The following is a 19,543-nucleotide window of genomic DNA, read 5'->3' on the forward strand; positions in this document are numbered from 1 at the left end:
TTTCATGTTTGTTTTTATTTTGGTGCCTGGCACCTGTAATACTTTTGTAATAATTATTGGTATTGTCCTAGTAAGGAGAAAAAACGGATAACGAAATGGTGAAATACTTTTTCTGAAGGAGACAACTCTCTTGAAGCTGGGCTTAGGATACCGACCGTTCTTCGGATGGCAGGTGAGTCTATTGGGATTTTTGTGGTAAATCTCGGAGTGGAGTCGGTAAACGTACTATCGGGTAGTAGACTTACTCCTATACCTGCTGCAACTAGACCTTTAATAGCGTCCATATCCTCACCTTCCGACGTAACTTTGGGTGTGAATCCGACAGAATTACATGCTTCAACGACAAGTTTGTTTAATACATAGCCTTCAGGGAATAAAACAAAATTTTCATTTCGTAAATCAATTAAAGGAATCCTATTTTTATTGGCAAAAGGATGATGGCTTGGTAAGAGTACTGAAAAATCTTCCGTAAATAAAATGGTGCTATTTATCAATTCGTCCTTTGGGGGGAGAGGACCTAAAAACGCAAGATTCAATTCTCTATTTTTTACAGCATCAATCAAATAGTTATAAGATCCTTGGCGTAGATGGAAGGCTACATTTGGATGTTCTTTTTTAAAAGCAGAAATAACTGTTGGCAATAAGTGGCCAGCTAAACTGGTTGGAAAGCCAATTTTAATAACTCCTTTTTCAGGATTTAAGTATTCATCAATTTGTTTTTTAGCATGGTCAATTGCTTGCAATGCGAATATACTATGTTGCATAAATATTTTCCCGATAGGTGTTAACTTAACATTCCTCCCCACGCGTTCGAACAATTCTACCCCAAGTTCCTCCTCCAAATTTGCAATTTGTCTACTTACAGCTGATTGAGCGACATGCAAATTAATGGCTGCTTCCGAAATATGTTCACGTTCTGCAACTTCTATAAAATACCTCAATTGACGTAGTTCCATATTCTCACTCCTCTAATCAATCTAAAAAGTAGATGATTTATATCCAAATTATATATTGTTTATATTATTTTGAAAACCTACAATATTCATAAGTAACTTGTAAGGTAAATTGGAGGGATTTAATATGACTTTTCATAAGCTACCAAAAGCACAAGGGCTATATCAACCTGAATTTGAGCACGACGCTTGTGGGATTGGTTTATATGCACATATAAAAGGTTTAGCTACGCATGACATCGTTAAAAAAGGATTAGAGATGCTATGTCGCCTCGATCATCGTGCTGGAAGAGGAAGTGATGGTCAAACGGGAGATGGCGCAGGCTTAATGGTTCAAATACCAGATGTGTACTTTCGAGTAGTGTGTAATGAATGGGATTTACCAGCCAAAGGCGGTTATGGGGTTGGAATGTTATTCTTTACAGATGATGACAAAGAACGTGAAGAAATCGAAAAAAAATTTAACGAGACAATCCAATTAGAAGGACAGCAACTAATTGGATGGAGAACAGTTCCGATTAACGCCAATGCGTTAAGTAAAACAGCAAAAGAGACAGTACCAGTAGTTCGTCAAGTCTTTATAAAATCGTTGAACGAAATGGATTCTCTTGCTTTTGAACGAAAATTGTTTGTAATAAGAAAACAAGTAGAGCATTGGGCACAACAACAATCAAAGAAATTTTATTGTGCAAGCTTATCAAGCCAAACTATCGTATACAAAGGGTTATTAACTCCTGATGAAGTAGATTTATTTTATATTGATTTGCAAGATGAATTATTCACATCGGCTTTTTCACTTGTGCATTCACGATATAGTACAAATACGTTCCCAAGTTGGGAAAGAGCGCATCCTAATCGCTACATTGTCCATAACGGTGAAATAAATACTTTACGCGGTAATGTAAACTGGATGAAAGCTAGGGAGAAACAATTTGTTTCTGACGCGTTTGGGAAAGATTTGGAAAAAGTATTGCCGATCATTGATACAAACGGTAGTGATTCATCAATGCTTGACAATGCATTTGAATTTTTCGTACTAGCAGGAAGAACGCCTGCTCATACTGCTATGATGCTCATACCGGAACCATGGACAGAAAATCCTCACATTAGTGAAGAGAAAAAAGCATTTTATGCTTACCACAGTTCTTTAATGGAGCCTTGGGATGGTCCAACCGCAATTTCATTTACAAATGGGAAGCAAATAGGAGCAATTTTAGATCGAAATGGATTACGACCAGCTCGTTATTACGTAACGAAGGATGACTACATCATTTTCTCTTCAGAAGTTGGAGTTGTGGATGTTGATGAGGGTAATATCTTATATAAAGAGCGACTGAGTCCTGGAAGAATGTTGCTGATCGATTTAGAACAAGGACGCATTATATCTGATGAAGAAATTAAGCAGGAAATGGCAATAGCATTTCCGTATAAGCAGTGGTTAGATGAGAACAAACTTACTCTGACAACCGTTCATGAGGAGCCTGAGCAATTAAATAATCTTTTATTCCAACAAAAAGCATTTGGCTATACGTATGAAGATATTCAAAAGTATATTGTTCCAATTTCCTTAGATGGCAAAGATCCGATTGGTTCGATGGGGAACGATACACCACTTGCAGTTTTATCAGAACGTCCACAATCATTGTTCAACTATTTTAAGCAGCACTTTGCACAAGTTACGAATCCTCCCATTGATTCTATTCGTGAGCATATAGTTACTTCGACGATGACATTGCTTGGTGCTGAAGGTGATTTGCTACAACCAAAAGCCTTAAATGCTAAAAGAATATTTTTAGATAATCCAGTTTTAACGAACAATCAATTAAAAAATTTACTAGAAATGAAAGATCCTAATTTCCAATATGGTTTAATCGGTTTAGAAATGACAGAAAATTTAGACTTTGACTTAGAGAATATTTCTAAAATGGCGGACCGTTTTATGGAACAAGATAAAACCATTTTAATTTTATCTGACCGAATGATCAATAAAGAACAAGTCACTATCCCTGTATTACTTGCTGCTAGTAGTCTTCATCAGCACTTAGTTCGTACAGGAAATAGAACAAAAGTGAGTATCATAGTTGAATCAGGGGAAGCGCGTGAAGTACATCATTTTGCAGCGCTTATAGGATACGGTGTAGATGCCATTAATCCTTATTTAGCTTTTGCAACCCTTGGTGAAGCAATTCAGAATGGTCATATAGATAGTAGTTATAAGGAAGCGATTTCTAAATATAGTAAAGGAATTGCAGAGGGTGTAGTAAAGGTAATGTCAAAAATGGGTATCTCTACAGTGCAAAGTTACCGTGGAGCGCAAATTTTCGAAGCTGTTGGCATTAGCAAAGATGTTATAGAACGTCACTTTACTGGTACAGTTTCTCAATTGGATGGAATTGATTTGGGGACAATCGCCGAAGAAGCAAAAAGACGTCATAATCAAGCGATTGACTCTACACAAGATTCCCTAGAATCAGGAAGTGATTTCCAGTGGAGAAGCACAGGAGAGCACCATGCTTTTAATCCTAAAACAATTCATACGCTACAATGGGCTACTCGTAAAGGAGACTATGGTTTATACAGACAATATGCGGAAATGGCAAATGAAGAACGAATAGGCTTTTTACGTAATTCATTTACATTTAAACCAAAAAACAAGCGGGTACGACTTGATGAAGTTGAATCCGTAGACTCCATCGTAAAACGATTTAAAACTGGCGCTATGTCGTTTGGTTCTTTAAGCCAAGAAGCTCATGAAACTCTTGCGATAGCAATGAATCGATTAGGTGGAAAAAGTAATAGTGGAGAGGGTGGTGAACATCCTAGTCGTTATGAACTTGATGCAAATGGGGATAACCGAAGAAGCGCTATCAAACAAATTGCATCCGGAAGATTTGGAGTGAAGAGTCATTATCTTGTTCAGGCAGACGAACTACAAATTAAAATGGCACAAGGAGCAAAACCAGGGGAAGGCGGACAATTACCAGGTAATAAAGTTTACCCTTGGGTAGCGGATGTTCGTGGCTCTACGACTGGTGTTGGTTTAATATCCCCCCCACCACATCACGATATTTATTCCATTGAGGATATGGCTCAATTAATACATGATTTGAAAAATGCTAATCGTACAGCTCGTATAAGCGTCAAACTAGTAGCGAAAGCTGGAGTAGGGACAATTGCAGCAGGAGTAGCAAAGGGTGCAGCAGATGTCATTGTGATCAGCGGTTACGATGGAGGGACAGGAGCATCACCTAAAACGAGTATAAAACATACTGGCCTTCCGTGGGAGCTAGGACTAGCAGAAGCACATCAAACACTCATGTTAAACGGCTTACGTGATCGAGTGAGGTTAGAGACGGACGGTAAGCTCATGACAGGAAAAGATGTAGTAATGGCTGCTTTATTAGGTGCAGAAGAATTTGGATTTGCGACCGCTCCTTTAATTGTTTTAGGGTGTGTTATGATGCGTGCTTGTCATTTAGACACATGTCCGGTTGGTATTGCCACTCAAAATCCAGAGCTACGTGATAAGTTTACAGGAAGTGCAGATTATGTAGTAAATTACATGCGTTTTGTTGCTGAAGAAATGCGCGAATATATGGCAAATCTAGGATTTAGAACAGTGGAAGAAATGGTTGGACGTACGGATGTATTAGAAGTGAGTAAACGTGCCAAAGAACATTGGAAAGCAAAACAGCTAGATTTTGCTAACTTGTTATTCCAGGTTCAAGGAAATAGAACATACTCAACTCCACAAAATCATAAGATTGATGCTTCGTTTGATTTACGTGAACTACTTCCTAAAGTTGGGAAGGCAATTACGAATCAAACAAAAATTGATTTACAATATCCTATTTCGAATACAGATCGAGTAGTAGGAACTATAATCGGAAGCGAAATATCTAAGCAGCATGGAGAAAGAGGATTAGCTGACGATTCCATTATTTTACGCTTTACTGGGGCAGCTGGCCAAAGCTTTGGTGCGTTTGTTCCGAAGGGGATGTCCATGTACGTAACAGGTGATGTTAATGATTACTTTGGGAAAGGATTATCTGGAGGAAAACTAATTGTCACGGCACCACTTAAAGGAGCTGCAGAAGGAAATGTTATAGCAGGTAATGTTGCATTATATGGAGCAACTAGTGGAACTGCATTTATCAATGGACGTGCTGGAGAGCGCTTTGCAGTTCGAAATAGTGGGGTAGATGTTGTAGTAGAAGGTATAGGGGATCATGGATGTGAATACATGACTGGTGGTCGTGCAGTCATTTTAGGGGATGTAGGAAAAAACTTTGGGGCAGGAATGTCCGGTGGTATTGCGTATGTACTTGTTGATGATGTGAACGGGTTAAGAGAAAAATGTAATATGGAAATGATTGACTTTGAGAAGATAAGTTCTTCAGATGAGTTGCATTCTTTACGCCAAATGATTATGGATCACTACTATTACACAAAGAGTTCGAAAGCGATGAACATTTTAGACAGATGGGAAGAAATGTCTGATCGATTTGTAAAAGTAGTGCCAAATGATTACAAAATAATGCTAGAAAAAATCCAAGCATTTAGATTGGAAGGTTTAACGGATGATGCAGCAGCGATGAAAGCATTTTTATCTACTTCAAATAACAAAGATAAGAAAGAACTAGAACTATTGAAAAAGTAGTGGAGAGGGGAGTAACTTATGGGTAAACCTACAGGATTTATGGAGTACGAACGTGAAAAAGGTAAAGAGGTGGCCCCTCTCAAACGGGTAAAAAATTGGAGCGAATACTCAACAAAATTAACGGATGAATCCCTTCAAAGACAAGGGGCTAGATGCATGGATTGTGGAACCCCTTTCTGTCACATGGGAATTGAAATAAGAGGAGCGACAGCAGGCTGTCCGATATATAATCTAATTCCTGAGTGGAATGATTTAGTTTATAAAGGAAAATGGAAAGAAGCTCTAGTGAGATTACAAATGACAAATAATTTTCCGGAGTTCACAGGTAGAGTATGTCCAGCCCCATGCGAGGGATCATGTACACTTGCTATTTCAGATCCAGCAGTGTCGATTAAAAATATCGAGCGTACCATTATTGACAAGGCATTCGAAAACGGATGGATTACACCAAGAATTCCGTCTAAACGTACTGGAAAAAAGATTGCAGTAATTGGCTCAGGTCCAGCTGGGCTTGCAAGTGCTGATGAGTTAAATCAAGCAGGTCATTCTGTTACTGTTTTTGAGAGGTCAGACAGAGCAGGCGGACTATTAATGTATGGTATTCCGAATATGAAACTGGAAAAAGAGATAGTGCAACGCCGAATTCATTTGCTACAACAAGAGGGAATCGATTTTGTTTTGAATACAGAAGTTGGGAAGGATATTTCTGCGGAACAATTAAAAGCAAACTTCGACGCAGTTATTTTATGTATTGGAGCTCATAAGCATAGAGAGCTTCATATGGAAGGTAGCACTTCCCAAGGTGTTTATTATGCGATGGATTATTTAACAACTACAACAAAAAGCTTACTAGATTCCAATTTTACAGATGATCAGTTTATTAATACAAAAGGTAAAGACGTTATTGTTATTGGTGGTGGAGATACTGGAGCAGATTGTGTGGCTACTGCGATACGACAAAAATGCCGAAGTATCGTTCAGTTTGGTAAGCATCCTCAGTTGCCAGTATCAAGAGCTGAAGATAATCAATGGCCAACTGATCCGAATATATATAAATTAGAATATGCATATGAAGAAGCAGCTGCAAAATATGGGAAAGATCCACGTGAATATTTAATACAGACTACAAAAATGGTAGCTGATAGAAACGGAAATTTAAAAGAACTTCACACTATACAAATGGAAAAAGTATTAGGAGAAGATGGATTTTTCTATTTTAAAGAGCTACCTGGAACAGAAAAAGTCTGGCCAGCACAATACGTATTTGTTGCTATTGGATTTGAAGGACCTGAAACTTCATTAGCGGAACAATTTGGAGTAAATATTGTAAATAAAAAAATTGCTGCTTCTACGAAGGATTACTCCACTAATATTGAGGGAGTTTTCACTGCAGGTGATGCTAGAAAAGGGCAAAGTTTAATCGTCTGGGCAATTAAAGAAGGGCGAGAAGTAGCGAAAAAAGTAAATGAATATGTAAGTAAAAAACCAGTCATTTTATAAATGACTGGTTTTAGTCTGCTAGTGTACTAAAGTTTTTGTTTTAATTTTAATAGATAGATGGCATAATAATAGCATACTAAAAGTGGAGGCATGAGAATGATTGGCATTATTGATTACGGAGCAGGAAATTTACATAGTGTGATGAAAGCAATTGCTCGTTTAGAATATGATACAAAGCTAATTACGAAACCATCCGATCATGATGAATCGATTACAAAGTTGATATTACCTGGAGTGGGTAATGCAAAAGTTGCTATGGAAATATTAAATGAATCGGGTTTAAGTGATTATTTAAAGAGTGAAGTCGCAAAAGGAACTCCATTGTTAGGAATTTGTCTTGGTATGCAACTACTTTTAGAATCAAGTGAGGAAGGGGACGTTCCTTGTTTAGGTCTCTTAAAAGGGACAGTACCGGAATTTAAAGTGGATGCCGAAAAGATTCCACATATGGGTTGGAATCAAGTGAAAGATGTTCAGCAACATTTCTTATTCAACAACATCCCAGATAATACTGATTTTTATTTTGTACATTCTTTCTTTGCAAATCCATTAGAAGAAAAGGATGTACTAGGAACAACTAAATATGGGATAGATTTTGCAAGTGTAATAGGAAATGAGCAAGTAATGGGTGTTCAGTTCCACCCTGAAAAAAGTGGGAAATTCGGGATCCAATTATTAGATAATTACTGTAAGTGAGGAGTTCATATATATGCTAAGAAAAAGAATAGTTCCTGCAATCGATGTATTAAATGACAAAGCAGTTAAGTATGTACAATTTAGAAATCCTACTATTATCGGTGATCCTGCAGAACTTGGGAAGAAGTATACGGAAGATGGTGCAGATGAATTAATTTATTTGGACACGACGGCTTCACTAAAAAACCAAGACTTAAAAATTGAATGGATTCGTAAAGTAGCAGAACAGGTGTACATTCCATTTTCAGTAATCGGCGGTGTCCGAACAGTTGATGACTTCAAAAACTTGCTTCGAGCAGGAGCAGATAAAGTTGGAGTGAACTCTGCAGCAGTACAAAGACCTGAGCTTTTAAGGGAAGCAGCAGATATATATGGAAAACAATGTGTAGTATTAGGGCTAGATGCGATGCCAATATATAATGATCAAGAAGAAATAATCCGTTGGGAAGTTTATACACACTCTGGTCATGAAAAAACAGGGATGGATGTTGTCGAATGGGCTCAGCAAGCGACAGAACTGGGTGCTGGAGAGATTATTTGTACAAGCATCCACAAAGATGGGATGAAAAATGGCTATGATGTAGAGCTAATTAAATTACTCTCAGAAAAGACAAATGTACCAATAATTGCGTCTGGCGGTGCTGGAAAGTTGGAACATATTGAAGAGGTATTTTCAGCTGGCCAAGCAGATGCTGCACTTGTTGCTTCAATGATTCATTATGGTGATTATACAATTTCTGAAATTAAGGCCTATTTACAAAACAAAAATATTAATGTTCGTTTATAAATACAAAAGGAATCGCCATAGAAATTAGCGATTCCTTTAATTTTATCCAATAGACTAATTAACTATTAACGAGCTATTTGTCACGACAGGATGTAGCTCCCCGTCAATTGCAAAAGATACTCTTCCTGTCTCTTCCGAAACAACTATTACGAGTGCATCACTTTTTTCAGATAAACCAATTGCCGCACGATGACGTGTACCTAGTTTCTTGTCTCCTACAAATATACTCGACAAAGGAAGAACATTTGATGCAGAATGTATTTGATTGCTTCTTACTAAGACCGCCCCATCATGAAGTGGATTACCAGGGTAAAAAATAGATTCTAATAAGGAGTGTGTTAGTTTTGCGCCGATGGGAGTACCTGGTCTTAAAAATGGATTAAGTATATCATTACGCTCAATTACAATTAATGCACCATGTCTTTGGTGTGATAGATGTTGAATAGCACTAGAAATATCTAAATACATATCAGTGAATGGAGATAAATAACAATTTAAATAAAAAGAAGCGGCAACTGCTTCTGCCTTTTCAAATTGTCCTTTAATAGTAGCGAGCCCTCCTAAAAGGCAAAAGTTGTCATTATCTAATGTAGTTAAACCTTTATTGATTTCAACCGAGATAGTTTCCAACTCTATTTTTAATTGTTCTTTTAGAGGTGAAAAGTCACAATTGGATTGTTTCATTTATTAAACCTCATTTCAACAAATGATGATTGTTTTGATAATTAGATTGTATGGTAAATAGTTTACCCTAAAAGAATAAGTTCATTCTTTTATATCCCGATAACATTCTATCCATATGCTTGCGAGTCACAATGTCTATATAATCTCAATAAAGGGGAAGAAGTACTAAGTTATGATAGATTGGGTAAACTCTAAGAGTACAGTCGATTTGAATGCAATAATTTATAATGAATTTTATAAAGACTAGTCTTTATTGGGGAGTAAAATACATGGAAAAAGAAATGGTGCAGCTAAAAGATGATTTGACTTTAGTTCAATATCTGGAAGAATTATTTGAAAAGGGAAACGGAGAAATCCAAGTAATACATGAAGCTATGTACAAGTTTATTGCTATTAATAATAATGAAATTATAGATGACCATTTAAAAGCCGTTAGACAAGAATTAGCTAAAATCTATATTTTAGTTGGAAGAATGCAAGAAGGTAAAATTAATCAAACAGATTTTCGATATACATCATTAGATATTGAATTGTTTTTTGTTAAATATCGAACAGTGATTGACCACATTATCGAATCCATTAAATTGTATTTCGAGATCCCACCTAAGCCTAGAAAAAATTTATGGGAGATATTTGAGATTCTCAATAAAAAAATAGAAGAGCACCAATTAGAAGATTATCCTTTACTCAAAAGTAGTTTGTGGTTTAAAGATATAGCAAACTATAGAAATGGTTTAGTTCATGGAGGGAGTAATTGCATGGTATTTAAGCATGATACCGAAATAATCTTTCAAATTTTTGATTTAAATTTTGATAATATCATTAATGACCTGGAATATTTAAAATATGAAAAGAACGTTTACTACTTTAGATACTTCTTAGTAGTATATATGGCATATCTACACTATTTTTTAAATGACATTTTCAACCTAATGATTACTTTAAATGGTGGAAATATTAAGTCTCAACCCCAATTTATAGAAAATGAGATGCCATTTGGTACGATTGATAATAGTGACATTATAAAGTCGTGGTGTAAAGATTGTATTAATGCCATTGAACAAGAATTAACTAAGTTTAACTAATCACTAATTTAATGCATTTTTCATTATTTTTGGAGAAGAAAGTAGAAAAAAGTAAATTGCATTTTAATAGGCGACCTTCTCTATAATTGAGTTGGTCGCCATTTAATGTAATTATCTGAGGCAATCGGAATTTTTCTCCGCTAAATATACGATAAAAAGTGGGATTCTCCATAGTTTTTTATACCAAATGCCTAAAGTGGAACGAAAGATAGTTCTTTTTTTGTTAACTTTCTATAATATTTCCCAGCCTCGTTCTTTTGCTATATTTCTCAGCTTTTCTTCTGGTTTTACCGCAACGGGGTTTCCTACGAGCTCTAACACCGGTAAGTCTGAGTAGCTGTCCCCGTATGCGAAACTATTTTCCCAATCTATTTGTTTATCCTTTAAAATTTTCAAGATATTTTCTGTTTTGCGAGGTCCATTTACGTGCGTAATTGGGGAATGGATGTCTATTTTGTCCTCTTTGTAATGTATGTCTGTACCTATAATTTGGTTAAAGGTCATCCCAGCAGTAACGCGTTGTAAAAACTGTGTATATGCTCCCGAGACAAGTAAAATATGTACATCTTCCGATTGATGCTTTTCTAATCTTTCTACCACATCTTGATTAAAATCTTTTTGCATTTTATCTTTTAATTCTTCAAAATAAGCATCCATTTCAGCAGTAGATATTCCGCTGAAAGCTTCTAAATACAATTGCATGGAACGTGCTTTCATTTTTGAAGTAGGATAAAGTTTAAGTTTATTCGCAATATAAGGAGGGACGATTGATCTATAAAAGCGTTTATAATTTGTTTTATAAATGGGGTGTTCTTTTAAATGATTCATTAACAATTTAAATGTTTCTTCGGCATATAATGTTCCGTCAAAGTCAAAAATTGCGACACGCATATAATTCACCCTTTTCATTTGTAATAATATACTTTAGGTAAATTATACGTTATTTCGGAATAGAAACAATGTATTTAAAAACTCGTCCCCACAGAAGGGACGAGAGAGGGAATTAACTCATCATTTTTCCTTGTACAGGAGCATATGCGTTTAACATTGCTTGCATGCTTTGTTGATCAAGTTGTGGTACTTGGTAGTAGTGATGCTTGTTTTGATAAATAGAAAGCTCATAAGCCATTTCGATGCAGTTTGGAATTGAATCTGCAAGAACTCGACGCACTACTGGGTTTGTAGTTTCTAAAGCAGCACCAGTTTTAATTGTTGCAGCAGCTTTTGCAGCTCCCAGTAAATAACCAGAAATCATTTCGTCATTAATTTCATTTGCATTTTGCATAGGCTTTTTCGGTTGAGAAGGCTTCGTTCCATATACAAAGTCATTGCCTTGTTGCATTTTATAGCTTGTTGTTGGATGTGACGGGTCTTGTCCAGTTTTAAAGCATTCAACCGTAATATTATATTCATCAAGTGCAAATGCATATTGACGATCCAAGATGTTCAACAATTCTTGGTCTTTTACATGTGGACGTAAAATTGTTTTCAAGTTTAAACCAGATAAAACAGTTGATAAAACTTCATGAACATCAAATACTTCATGACCACCATGATTCATTTGTTGAGAGATATTTCCGGTTTGCATATTTTGATGAGTTTGACCTTGAGCTTGACCTTGACCTTGACCAAATGGATTTTGAGTCATTCAATAATTCCTCCTTGTAGAAAATGTGATGAAACCATCCTCATTAGTTTGACCACATTATTCGTTCATATGCATAAAACAGGGGAAATTAAAACATTCAAGAAAATCTATGTTACAAATCCATTACAAGTGCCAGGCACCAGAAACAAACGGAAAAAATAAAACAATCATGAATAGTTGAATTCATGATTGTAAAGTATTATTTATTATTTTCTACTGCTTCTACTAATGAGAAGATAAAGGAATACAAAAATTGATAAGTTTGTTCAATTGTAGTGTCTTCGTTAAATCCTGCCATATAATTTAGTGGTAAGTTTACTTCCCATAATCCATCTTCACCAGAAAACATTAAGCTATAGTTCATCTTTTCGGAATCAAAATGTTGATTTAAGTAATCTCGTATTGACCCACCAAATTTCTTTTGTAATGCTAATCCAAACATTGCTGTGTATACTTCGAATACTTCGTCGAATTCTAATGCAATAGCATCTACATTAATAATATCAAAGCTTTTAGATTCTACATATACATATTCAGTTTGGTTTTCTTTGACATGGGAAAGTGGAGATTGAAAAAATTCCTTAGTACCTTTAGAAACCGTTTCATCTGTTTCTTTAACGAATCGTTCAATTATAGCATCAGAAAACTGTTCATTTTTTTCAGTTATTACTACTTTTTGTTCGGCAGAAAGTAATTGATGTCTTTCAGCATAATCTTTTTCTTCTATCAATAAATTAATTTCCACGCCATTTGCTTCGTTGATTTTTTTGGACAATTTTTCGGTTATCATAAATAATTATTCCTTTCTTCCTCTGCGATTTCTTCTGCTATCACTTGAAGGTCATATGCATCAATAATGAATAAAGAGTAGTTTTCTTTTTCTGCAAATTGTTGTGCAAGTTTTTTAAAATATCTGGGTGAACCTTCGTTTTCTTCGTCGTACACAATAAGAATTCCATCCGAATTTCTAAGTAGAAATTTATTTTTTTCGATGAATTGCCATGGAGCCTCGTAAGGTCTTTTAGTAATACTTGTATGATAATCCGCTTGAAAAAGCAAATTTCTATACTTTTCTTGTTTTTGCTCATTCCAATTTTTTTCTTGCTCTAGAAAAGGGGTTATAATAGCTAATTTTAAATGTGGAAAATCGACTTTCATCTCTAGTAATAATTCGGCAGCCCAAGTTTCAACCCCTTGTTGACCACTTAATATTATCCATTCAAGACCCTCATCCATTAGTAAAAGCAATTGATTGTATATTGCTCTTTTTATAATAGGTATTCCTGCATGTGAATCGTTAAAAATACCCAATTCATGTGCTTTATAACCAGTTATAACTAAACGTTTTGTCATTCTTTTCGACCTACTTTGTTTTACATCTACATTTTATCATACCACTTAATTGTCACCATATAAATATTCATCTCATACACTAGTGTGATTGTATAGAAAGGATGGTTAAAGTTAATCCAAATTCACAGCCAAATGTTGAGTTTGTCAGTAATGTTGAATCTTATCTTTACCAACAACTTATGAGATTGAATGGACAACATATTGCAGTTCAAACTACTAGAAGTACACTTCAAGGAATATTAACAATGTTAACTCCGGATCACATTGTATTAGATGTTAGCGGCACTCCTTTTTTTATACGAAACCAGCAAATTGTTTGGGTTACACAAGCGCTATGAGGGAAGGAGAGACTAAATGTTTAATCGGGTAAACAAGCTCCTAATAGAACTTCCCAACGTAGAATATGGTGATGCAAATGCAGCTTCGGCTGTACAAGAGCTGTTAGGTGGAAAATTTGGTGAAATGTCCACATTAAATAATTATATGTACCAATCCTTTAACTTCAGAGGGAAATCAAAATTAAAGCCTTTTTATGATTTGGTTGCCAGTATCACAGCAGAGGAATTTGGTCATGTAGAGCTTGTCTCCAATACAATTAATCTTTTGCATAAAGGAACTTCTTTTGCCGGAGACCCAGATATAACTCCGCTTCAAAATGCTACAGATAAACGGAACACCTATGCCTTCATTGCAAATGCACAGACTTCTTTAGCTGGAGATTCAATGGGTAATCCATGGAGAGGAGACTATGTGTTTTCAAGTGGAAACTTGGTACTAGACTTGCTTCATAACTTTTTCTTAGAATGTGGCGCTCGTACACATAAAATGCGTGTATATGAGATGACAGACCACCCTGCTGCTAGAGAATTAATTGGTTATTTACTTGTTCGTGGAGGTACACATATTCTTGCGTATGCAAAAGCGATAGAAATGGCAACAGGAACAGATGTGACAACGATGCTTCCTATTCCAAGTTTAGATAATCGCGTTTTTGATCAAGCAAGAAAGTATGAGGAACGTGGATACGGAAACGTATTATTCACATGGAATAATGTAGGCGACTATAAAGATATAAAATATATTTGGAAAGGGACTAATCCAGCAAGTGGGGATCAGCTCTTTGTAAAAGAAGGTAGTCCAAAAGGATATGATATTCCTGATTTAGAGTCAAAACCTGAAGAATTCGCACCTGGCATAGGACCTGATGAATATGCAGCAATTGCTAAAAGATTAATGGCTAATATGTAAAAAGAAAGGACCGATTGTGAACTCGGTCCTATTTATTAATTACTTGTTTACTTAAAAGGTCACTAATTTCTTCTACTGAAAATCCTAGCTCATTCAACACTTCACTATTATGCTGTCCCAATAGGGGAGCAGGGCTCTTGAATTGTCCAGGTGTTTCTGAGAATTTTGCAGGGAATCCAAGTGTCTTCATCGGACCAGCTACAGGATGTTCATAATCTAAAATCATTTCTCTAGAAAGTATGTGTTCATCCGAAAGAGTTTGGTCATATGAATAAATTGGCCCTGAAGGAATACCGTGCTCATCTAACAGATTCAGCCAATAGGATGATTCGTGTTCTTTTAAAATATTTTCAATTTCAACTTCTAATTCATCGACATGAAGTGAACGTATACTATTTGTTAAAAATCGTTCATCCGATATCCACTCTTGTTTATTTACTACTAATAAGCAAAATTTTTCCCAAAGCTTTTGATTAGCTGCACCGATTAAAATAAATCCATCTTTCGTTTTGTAACCTTGATAGGGTGCAGAAACTCGGTGTGCAGTACCATTCCTTCTTGGCACCTCGCCTTTTCCAAAGTATGCAGCAGCTTCCCAAACAGTCCAAGCAAGTCCGGAATCTACTAACGAAACGTCAATATACTGACCATTTCCTGATTTCAATCGATGAATATATGCAGCTAAAATAGATTGAATTGCTGTTTGAGCTGCAGCGATATCATGGATTGCAATACCTACCTTCACAGGCTTTCCAGTGCGTTCACCTGTCATATCGATCAAACCGGAGAGACCTTGAGCCATAATATCAAAGCCACCTTTATTCTTGTAAGGTCCAGTTTGGCCATAACCAGATATAGAACAATATATAATAGCAGGATTAATTGATTTTAACGAATCATAATCAATACCAAGTTTCTTCGTAACACCTGGACGATAATTCTCGATGAAGACATCTGCATCTTTTATAAGTTTATATAATATTTTCAAGCCTTCTTCTGTCTTCAAATTAAGACATATCCCACGTTTATTTCTGTTTACCATCATATACATATAACTTTCTTCGTTAATATATGGACCCATTGTTCGGGTATCATCGCCCTTAGGAAACTTTTCCACTTTAATAACATCAGCACCCATATCTCCTAGCACCATTGTGCAATAGGGACCAGCAAGAACTTGTGATAAATCAATTACTTTCATTCCTTTTAAAGCTTGTTCCATTTCCAACTTCCCACCTTTAAATCTGCCATTAGCTTCTAACAATTTTTAATTTGCGAAGCTCCTCTAAATTACGTGCTCCACTCAAAGAAATAGACACATTTGTTTCTTGAAGGAAATTTTCAAGAACCCTTTCCACACCAGCTTGCCCACCACTAGCAAGCCCCCAAACAAAAGGACGTCCGATGCAAACTGCAGTTGCACCTAGTGCTAGTGCTTTTACAGCATCTGAACCTCGTCTTACGCCACTATCAAATAGCACAGGGATTTGCCCTTTTACGACTTCTACTATTTCTGGAAGGGCATCGATACTTGCGATAACCCCATCTAACTGACGACCACCATGATTTGAAACAATTATTCCATCTATCCCTTTTTCAATTGCTAGCTTTGCGTCTTCTGGATGGAGAATACCTTTTAGCAAAATCGGCAATGAAGTATACTCTCTTAATTCTTCGATATTGTTCCAATTTAAAGTAGGATGATAGATGTTCTCTATCATACTATCAATAATGGCATCCATCGAATGATCTGAAAGGGCAGCCATAAAAATAGGGTCAGAAGTATAATTTCCTTGACCAAAACCACGTTTAAGTGGGGAGAACTGATTTCTAACATCTTCTTCACGCCAGCCAAGCATAACTGTATCTACCGTTAACACAATTGCTTCATATCCGGCAGCTTCTGCTCTTCTAACCATGCTAAATGAAATTTCTTTGTTTTGAGACCAATATAATTGGAACCATTTCGAGCTGCCTTTAGTTGCATCTGCAATTTCTTCGATGGAATAACTAGATACGGTACTTTGTATATATGGATAATTAAATTTTGCCGCTGCTTTAGCAACAGCAATTTCTCCATCCTCATGTGCGATTTTATTTACTCCTACAGGAGCTATGAAAAGGGGATGAGGATATGTATGTCCAAGGATAGTTACTTCTGTATTTAAAGTAGAAACATCAGTAAGAAATCTTGGTACAATAGAATACTTTTCAAATGAATTGCTATTTTTACGATATGTTTCTTCACCGCCAGCAGATGACCGGATGTAACCAAATGGACCTGCATCTAATTTTTCCTGTGCAGCTTGTTCTAATTCACTAAAATTAATAGGGTATTTTTCATTAGAACCAATATTATCTAGTAATAAATCATTATTTTTTATAGTTGACATGAGCTCACCTCTTAAGAAAAATTAGGTTTTCTTTTCTCTAAAAATGCTTGAATTCCTTCTTTATAATCATCTGAACTGAATGAATCTAAAATTAGTTGTTCAATTTCTTTCGTTTCTGCATTTTCACCGTCTATAATCGATTGGATTACTTGCTTGATGCCATTATTTGCTACAGAAGATTTACGGGTAATTTTTTCGGCAAACTCAAGACATTTCTCTTCAATCTCTTCCATAGGAAATACATAATCGATTAAACCTAATTCTTTTCCTTCTTCAGCAGAGATTAACGAAGCAGTATAAAGTAATTCTTTTGCTTTTGAAGGACCGATTAAATTCACTAAACGCTTAGTACTTGTTAAGTTATAAATAATTCCGATATTTGAAGCGGTAATACCAAGTTTACTTCCTGAGGTAGCAAATCTAAAATCACAAGAATTAGCTAGCTCTAACCCACCACCAATTGCCAATGTTTTAATAAGAGCTATTGTTGGTTTTGGAAAACGATACAATTTCTCAATAGACTCCAAAGTTGCATCATTATAATCTTTTGCTTTTTGTGCGGAAAAACGATTTTCAAGGAATTCTGATATGTCAGCTCCAGAAGAGAAGGCTGATTCGTCCACACCTTTTAAAATTAATATTTTTATTTTAGAATCACTTTCGAGCTCATCCAAAATAATACCTAGCTGTTTAAACATAGCGAGTGAAAAAGAGTTTTTCTTCTCTGCCCGATTAATAATGAGAGTAGCGATTGATCCGTTACGTTCAACATACAAATAGTTAGTCATATGAAAACCTCCGATTAATCTTTCTTCAATCTTGCTGCTAATCTATTGCCGATGGATTGAATACTTTGTACGAGAATAATTAAAATAAAGACAGTAGCGTACATTACATCAACTTCGTAACGTAAATGTCCAAAACGGTAGGCTAAATCTCCAAGTCCACCAGCTCCGACCATTCCAGCCATGGCAGTTGCGCCAATTAAACTAACTGTTGAAATAGTTAATCCTAAAATGATAGAAGGGCGTGCTTCTCTTAAAAGTACATGCCAAATTATCGATCTTGTTTTAATTCCCATCGCTGTATAGGCCTCGATTACACCATTCTCTACTTCAAGTAAGGCAGACTCCATTAAACGTGCGATATAGGGAGCAGTATAGATAACTAATGGAACTATAACTCCTTTAACGCCGATTGTCGTACCAACAATTATTTTCGTAAAAGGAAGTATAAAAAAGAGTAAAATGATAAATGGAACTGAACGTACTATGTTAATAAATAAATTACTAATTTGATACAAAACTTTATTTTGTAATGCCTGACCTGGTCTAGTTAATACGATTAAAATTCCTAAAGGAATTCCGATTAGGACAGAGAAAAACAGTGAAATTCCAACCATTTGGAAGGTTTCAATCACTGACTTTCCGATAATCGGTAACCATTGCTCTGTAAACTGTTCATATCTGCTCATGATTGTCCCTCCAAATCTTCAGTACCAACTCCGTGGTCTTCGAGAAATTTTAGTGCAGCAGTTACTTGTTCCTTCACACCAATTAAATGAACGACAATGTTTCCAACGATACCATTTTTTAATTCAATAATATTAGCAGTTAAAATATTTGGCTGAACATTGAATTTTTGGCTAACTTCTGCGAGTAGAGGCTTACCTGTACTTTCTCCAACAAATGTTAAACGTGTAACAGCTCCTGTAACATTTAACTGAGTGATCAATGTAGGAGAGAGATTTCGCTGACTAATTGTACTTAAAAACTTTTTAGTCGTTGGATGACTTGGTTTAGTGAATAGATTAATAGCAGTGTTCTGCTCAACCACTTCTCCATTTTCCATTACATATACATAATCACAAATCTTTTGAATCACATTCATTTCATGCGTGATCAGTAAAATTGTTATTCCTAGTTCTCTATTAATTTTTAATAATAGTTCTAAGATAGAATCGGTTGTTTCAGGATCAAGCGCACTAGTTGCTTCGTCACTTAATAACACTTCCGGTTCTTGCGCAAGAGCACGTGCAATTGCGACTCTTTGCTTTTGACCACCTGATAATTGATTTGGATAGTTATGATGTTTATCTGTCAGCCCTACAATTTCTAAGTATTTGTTTACTCTCGTTTTTACTTCTGTTGGATCATATCCAAGAAGTTTTAGAGGAATGGCTATATTATCGTAAACAGTAGCTGTTTTTAATAAGTTGAATCCTTGGAAAATCATTCCGATTTTATTTCGGACTTCTCTTAGTTTAGGAAGGGGAAGGGAGGTAGCTTCCTTGCCGTTAATGATAACTTTGCCTTGAGTAGGTTTTTCTAGCAGGTTTACGCAACGAATGAGTGTACTCTTTCCGGCCCCGCTGTATCCTATTACTCCATGAATTTCGCCTTTTTTTACATGAATATTGACATTTTTCACTGCTTTTACAATGCCATTCTTGCTGTTAAATTCTTTCGATATATTTTCTAATACAATCATTGTTTGTCTTCCTTTCTAAAGAAAACGTTACCAAGGTCGGTAACGT

General features: G+C 35.8%; 18 protein-coding genes. 7 read left to right on the forward strand and 11 right to left on the reverse strand.

Annotated elements, in window-relative coordinates:
- Nucleotides 1-53: 53 nt before the first annotated feature.
- Nucleotides 54-956 carry a LysR family transcriptional regulator gene (locus AN959_RS07585; RefSeq protein WP_056829594.1) on the reverse strand — a complete coding sequence of 301 codons (903 nt, stop codon included), beginning with the start codon at nucleotides 954-956 and terminating at the stop codon, nucleotides 54-56.
- A 124-nt stretch (nucleotides 957-1,080) separates the two neighbouring features.
- Here AN959_RS07585 and gltB point away from each other — a divergent pair, with 124 nt between their 5' ends.
- The 4 genes from gltB to hisF all read left to right on the forward strand — a co-directional run bounded on the left by gltB (nucleotide 1,081) and on the right by hisF (nucleotide 8,596).
- Nucleotides 1,081-5,613, forward strand: coding sequence for a glutamate synthase large subunit (gene gltB / locus AN959_RS07590; protein ID WP_056829596.1), 4,533 nt, complete (start codon nucleotides 1,081-1,083; stop codon nucleotides 5,611-5,613).
- An 18-nt stretch (nucleotides 5,614-5,631) separates the two neighbouring features.
- Entirely contained in the window at nucleotides 5,632-7,113 is a 1,482-nt protein-coding gene (gltD, locus tag AN959_RS07595) for a glutamate synthase small subunit (RefSeq protein WP_056829599.1), read from the forward strand.
- Nucleotides 7,114-7,209: 96 nt separating this feature from the next.
- A complete protein-coding gene (gene hisH, locus AN959_RS07600) occupies nucleotides 7,210-7,809 on the forward strand; it encodes an imidazole glycerol phosphate synthase subunit HisH (RefSeq protein ID WP_056829601.1) in 600 nt (199 codons plus the stop codon).
- Between the two features lie 13 nt (nucleotides 7,810-7,822).
- The gene (hisF, locus tag AN959_RS07605) at nucleotides 7,823-8,596 is read left to right on the forward strand and encodes an imidazole glycerol phosphate synthase subunit HisF (RefSeq protein WP_056829603.1); all 774 of its coding nucleotides are present in this window, start codon (nucleotides 7,823-7,825) and stop codon (nucleotides 8,594-8,596) included.
- A 54-nt stretch (nucleotides 8,597-8,650) separates the two neighbouring features.
- Here the strand turns inward: hisF and cdaS are convergent, their stop codons facing one another.
- Nucleotides 8,651-9,280, reverse strand: a complete 630-nt coding sequence (gene cdaS, locus AN959_RS07610; protein WP_056829606.1) for a sporulation-specific diadenylate cyclase CdaS — start codon at nucleotides 9,278-9,280, stop codon at nucleotides 8,651-8,653.
- A 269-nt stretch (nucleotides 9,281-9,549) separates the two neighbouring features.
- Here cdaS and AN959_RS07615 point away from each other — a divergent pair, with 269 nt between their 5' ends.
- Nucleotides 9,550-10,365, forward strand: coding sequence for a hypothetical protein (locus AN959_RS07615; RefSeq protein ID WP_056829607.1), 816 nt, complete (start codon nucleotides 9,550-9,552; stop codon nucleotides 10,363-10,365).
- Between the two features lie 231 nt (nucleotides 10,366-10,596).
- Here AN959_RS07615 and AN959_RS07620 read toward each other — a convergent pair whose 3' ends face one another.
- From AN959_RS07620 to AN959_RS07635, 4 genes are all read right to left on the reverse strand, one after another.
- Nucleotides 10,597-11,256, reverse strand: a complete 660-nt coding sequence (locus AN959_RS07620) for an HAD family phosphatase (RefSeq protein WP_056829609.1) — start codon at nucleotides 11,254-11,256, stop codon at nucleotides 10,597-10,599.
- A gap of 112 nt (nucleotides 11,257-11,368) precedes the next feature.
- Complete coding sequence (locus AN959_RS07625) at nucleotides 11,369-12,013, reverse strand: spore coat protein (protein WP_056829611.1); 645 nt, start codon at nucleotides 12,011-12,013, stop codon at nucleotides 11,369-11,371.
- 199 nt (nucleotides 12,014-12,212) lie between these two features.
- Complete coding sequence (locus AN959_RS07630; RefSeq protein WP_056829613.1) at nucleotides 12,213-12,803, reverse strand: hypothetical protein; 591 nt, start codon at nucleotides 12,801-12,803, stop codon at nucleotides 12,213-12,215.
- On the reverse strand, nucleotides 12,800-13,366 hold the full coding sequence (locus AN959_RS07635) for a DUF1273 domain-containing protein (protein WP_056829615.1): 567 nt from the start codon (nucleotides 13,364-13,366) through the stop codon (nucleotides 12,800-12,802). Before AN959_RS07635 ends, AN959_RS07630 begins: the two co-directional genes overlap by 4 nt.
- Before the next feature lie 101 nt (nucleotides 13,367-13,467).
- Between AN959_RS07635 and AN959_RS07640 the strand changes: the two genes are divergently transcribed.
- Together AN959_RS07640 and AN959_RS07645 are read left to right on the forward strand one after the other, a co-directional pair.
- Complete coding sequence (locus AN959_RS07640) at nucleotides 13,468-13,704, forward strand: YuzF family protein (RefSeq protein WP_056829617.1); 237 nt, start codon at nucleotides 13,468-13,470, stop codon at nucleotides 13,702-13,704.
- Nucleotides 13,705-13,720: 16 nt separating this feature from the next.
- Nucleotides 13,721-14,614 (forward strand): manganese catalase family protein, encoded by an 894-nt coding sequence (locus tag AN959_RS07645; RefSeq protein ID WP_056829619.1) that lies wholly within the window; start codon nucleotides 13,721-13,723, stop codon nucleotides 14,612-14,614.
- A 28-nt stretch (nucleotides 14,615-14,642) separates the two neighbouring features.
- Here the strand turns inward: AN959_RS07645 and AN959_RS07650 are convergent, their stop codons facing one another.
- From AN959_RS07650 to AN959_RS07670, 5 genes are read right to left on the reverse strand one after another with little or no spacing between them, the layout of a single operon-like run.
- Nucleotides 14,643-15,836: a CaiB/BaiF CoA-transferase family protein gene (locus AN959_RS07650; RefSeq protein WP_056830292.1), complete on the reverse strand. Its 1,194-nt coding sequence runs from the start codon at nucleotides 15,834-15,836 to the stop codon at nucleotides 14,643-14,645.
- Nucleotides 15,837-15,864: 28 nt separating this feature from the next.
- Nucleotides 15,865-17,007: an alpha-hydroxy-acid oxidizing protein gene (locus AN959_RS07655; protein ID WP_056829621.1), complete on the reverse strand. Its 1,143-nt coding sequence runs from the start codon at nucleotides 17,005-17,007 to the stop codon at nucleotides 15,865-15,867.
- An 11-nt stretch (nucleotides 17,008-17,018) separates the two neighbouring features.
- Entirely contained in the window at nucleotides 17,019-17,795 is a 777-nt protein-coding gene (locus AN959_RS07660) for an enoyl-CoA hydratase/isomerase family protein (protein ID WP_056829623.1), read from the reverse strand.
- Between the two features lie 14 nt (nucleotides 17,796-17,809).
- On the reverse strand, nucleotides 17,810-18,481 hold the full coding sequence (locus tag AN959_RS07665; RefSeq protein ID WP_056829624.1) for a methionine ABC transporter permease: 672 nt from the start codon (nucleotides 18,479-18,481) through the stop codon (nucleotides 17,810-17,812).
- Nucleotides 18,478-19,497, reverse strand: a complete 1,020-nt coding sequence (locus AN959_RS07670; protein ID WP_056829626.1) for a methionine ABC transporter ATP-binding protein — start codon at nucleotides 19,495-19,497, stop codon at nucleotides 18,478-18,480. The genes AN959_RS07665 and AN959_RS07670 overlap by 4 nt, the downstream gene beginning before the upstream one ends.
- Between the last annotated feature and the right edge of the window lie 46 nt (nucleotides 19,498-19,543).

Source organism: Psychrobacillus sp. FJAT-21963 (genome assembly GCF_001420585.1).
Lineage (GTDB): Bacteria > Bacillota > Bacilli > Bacillales_A > Planococcaceae > Psychrobacillus.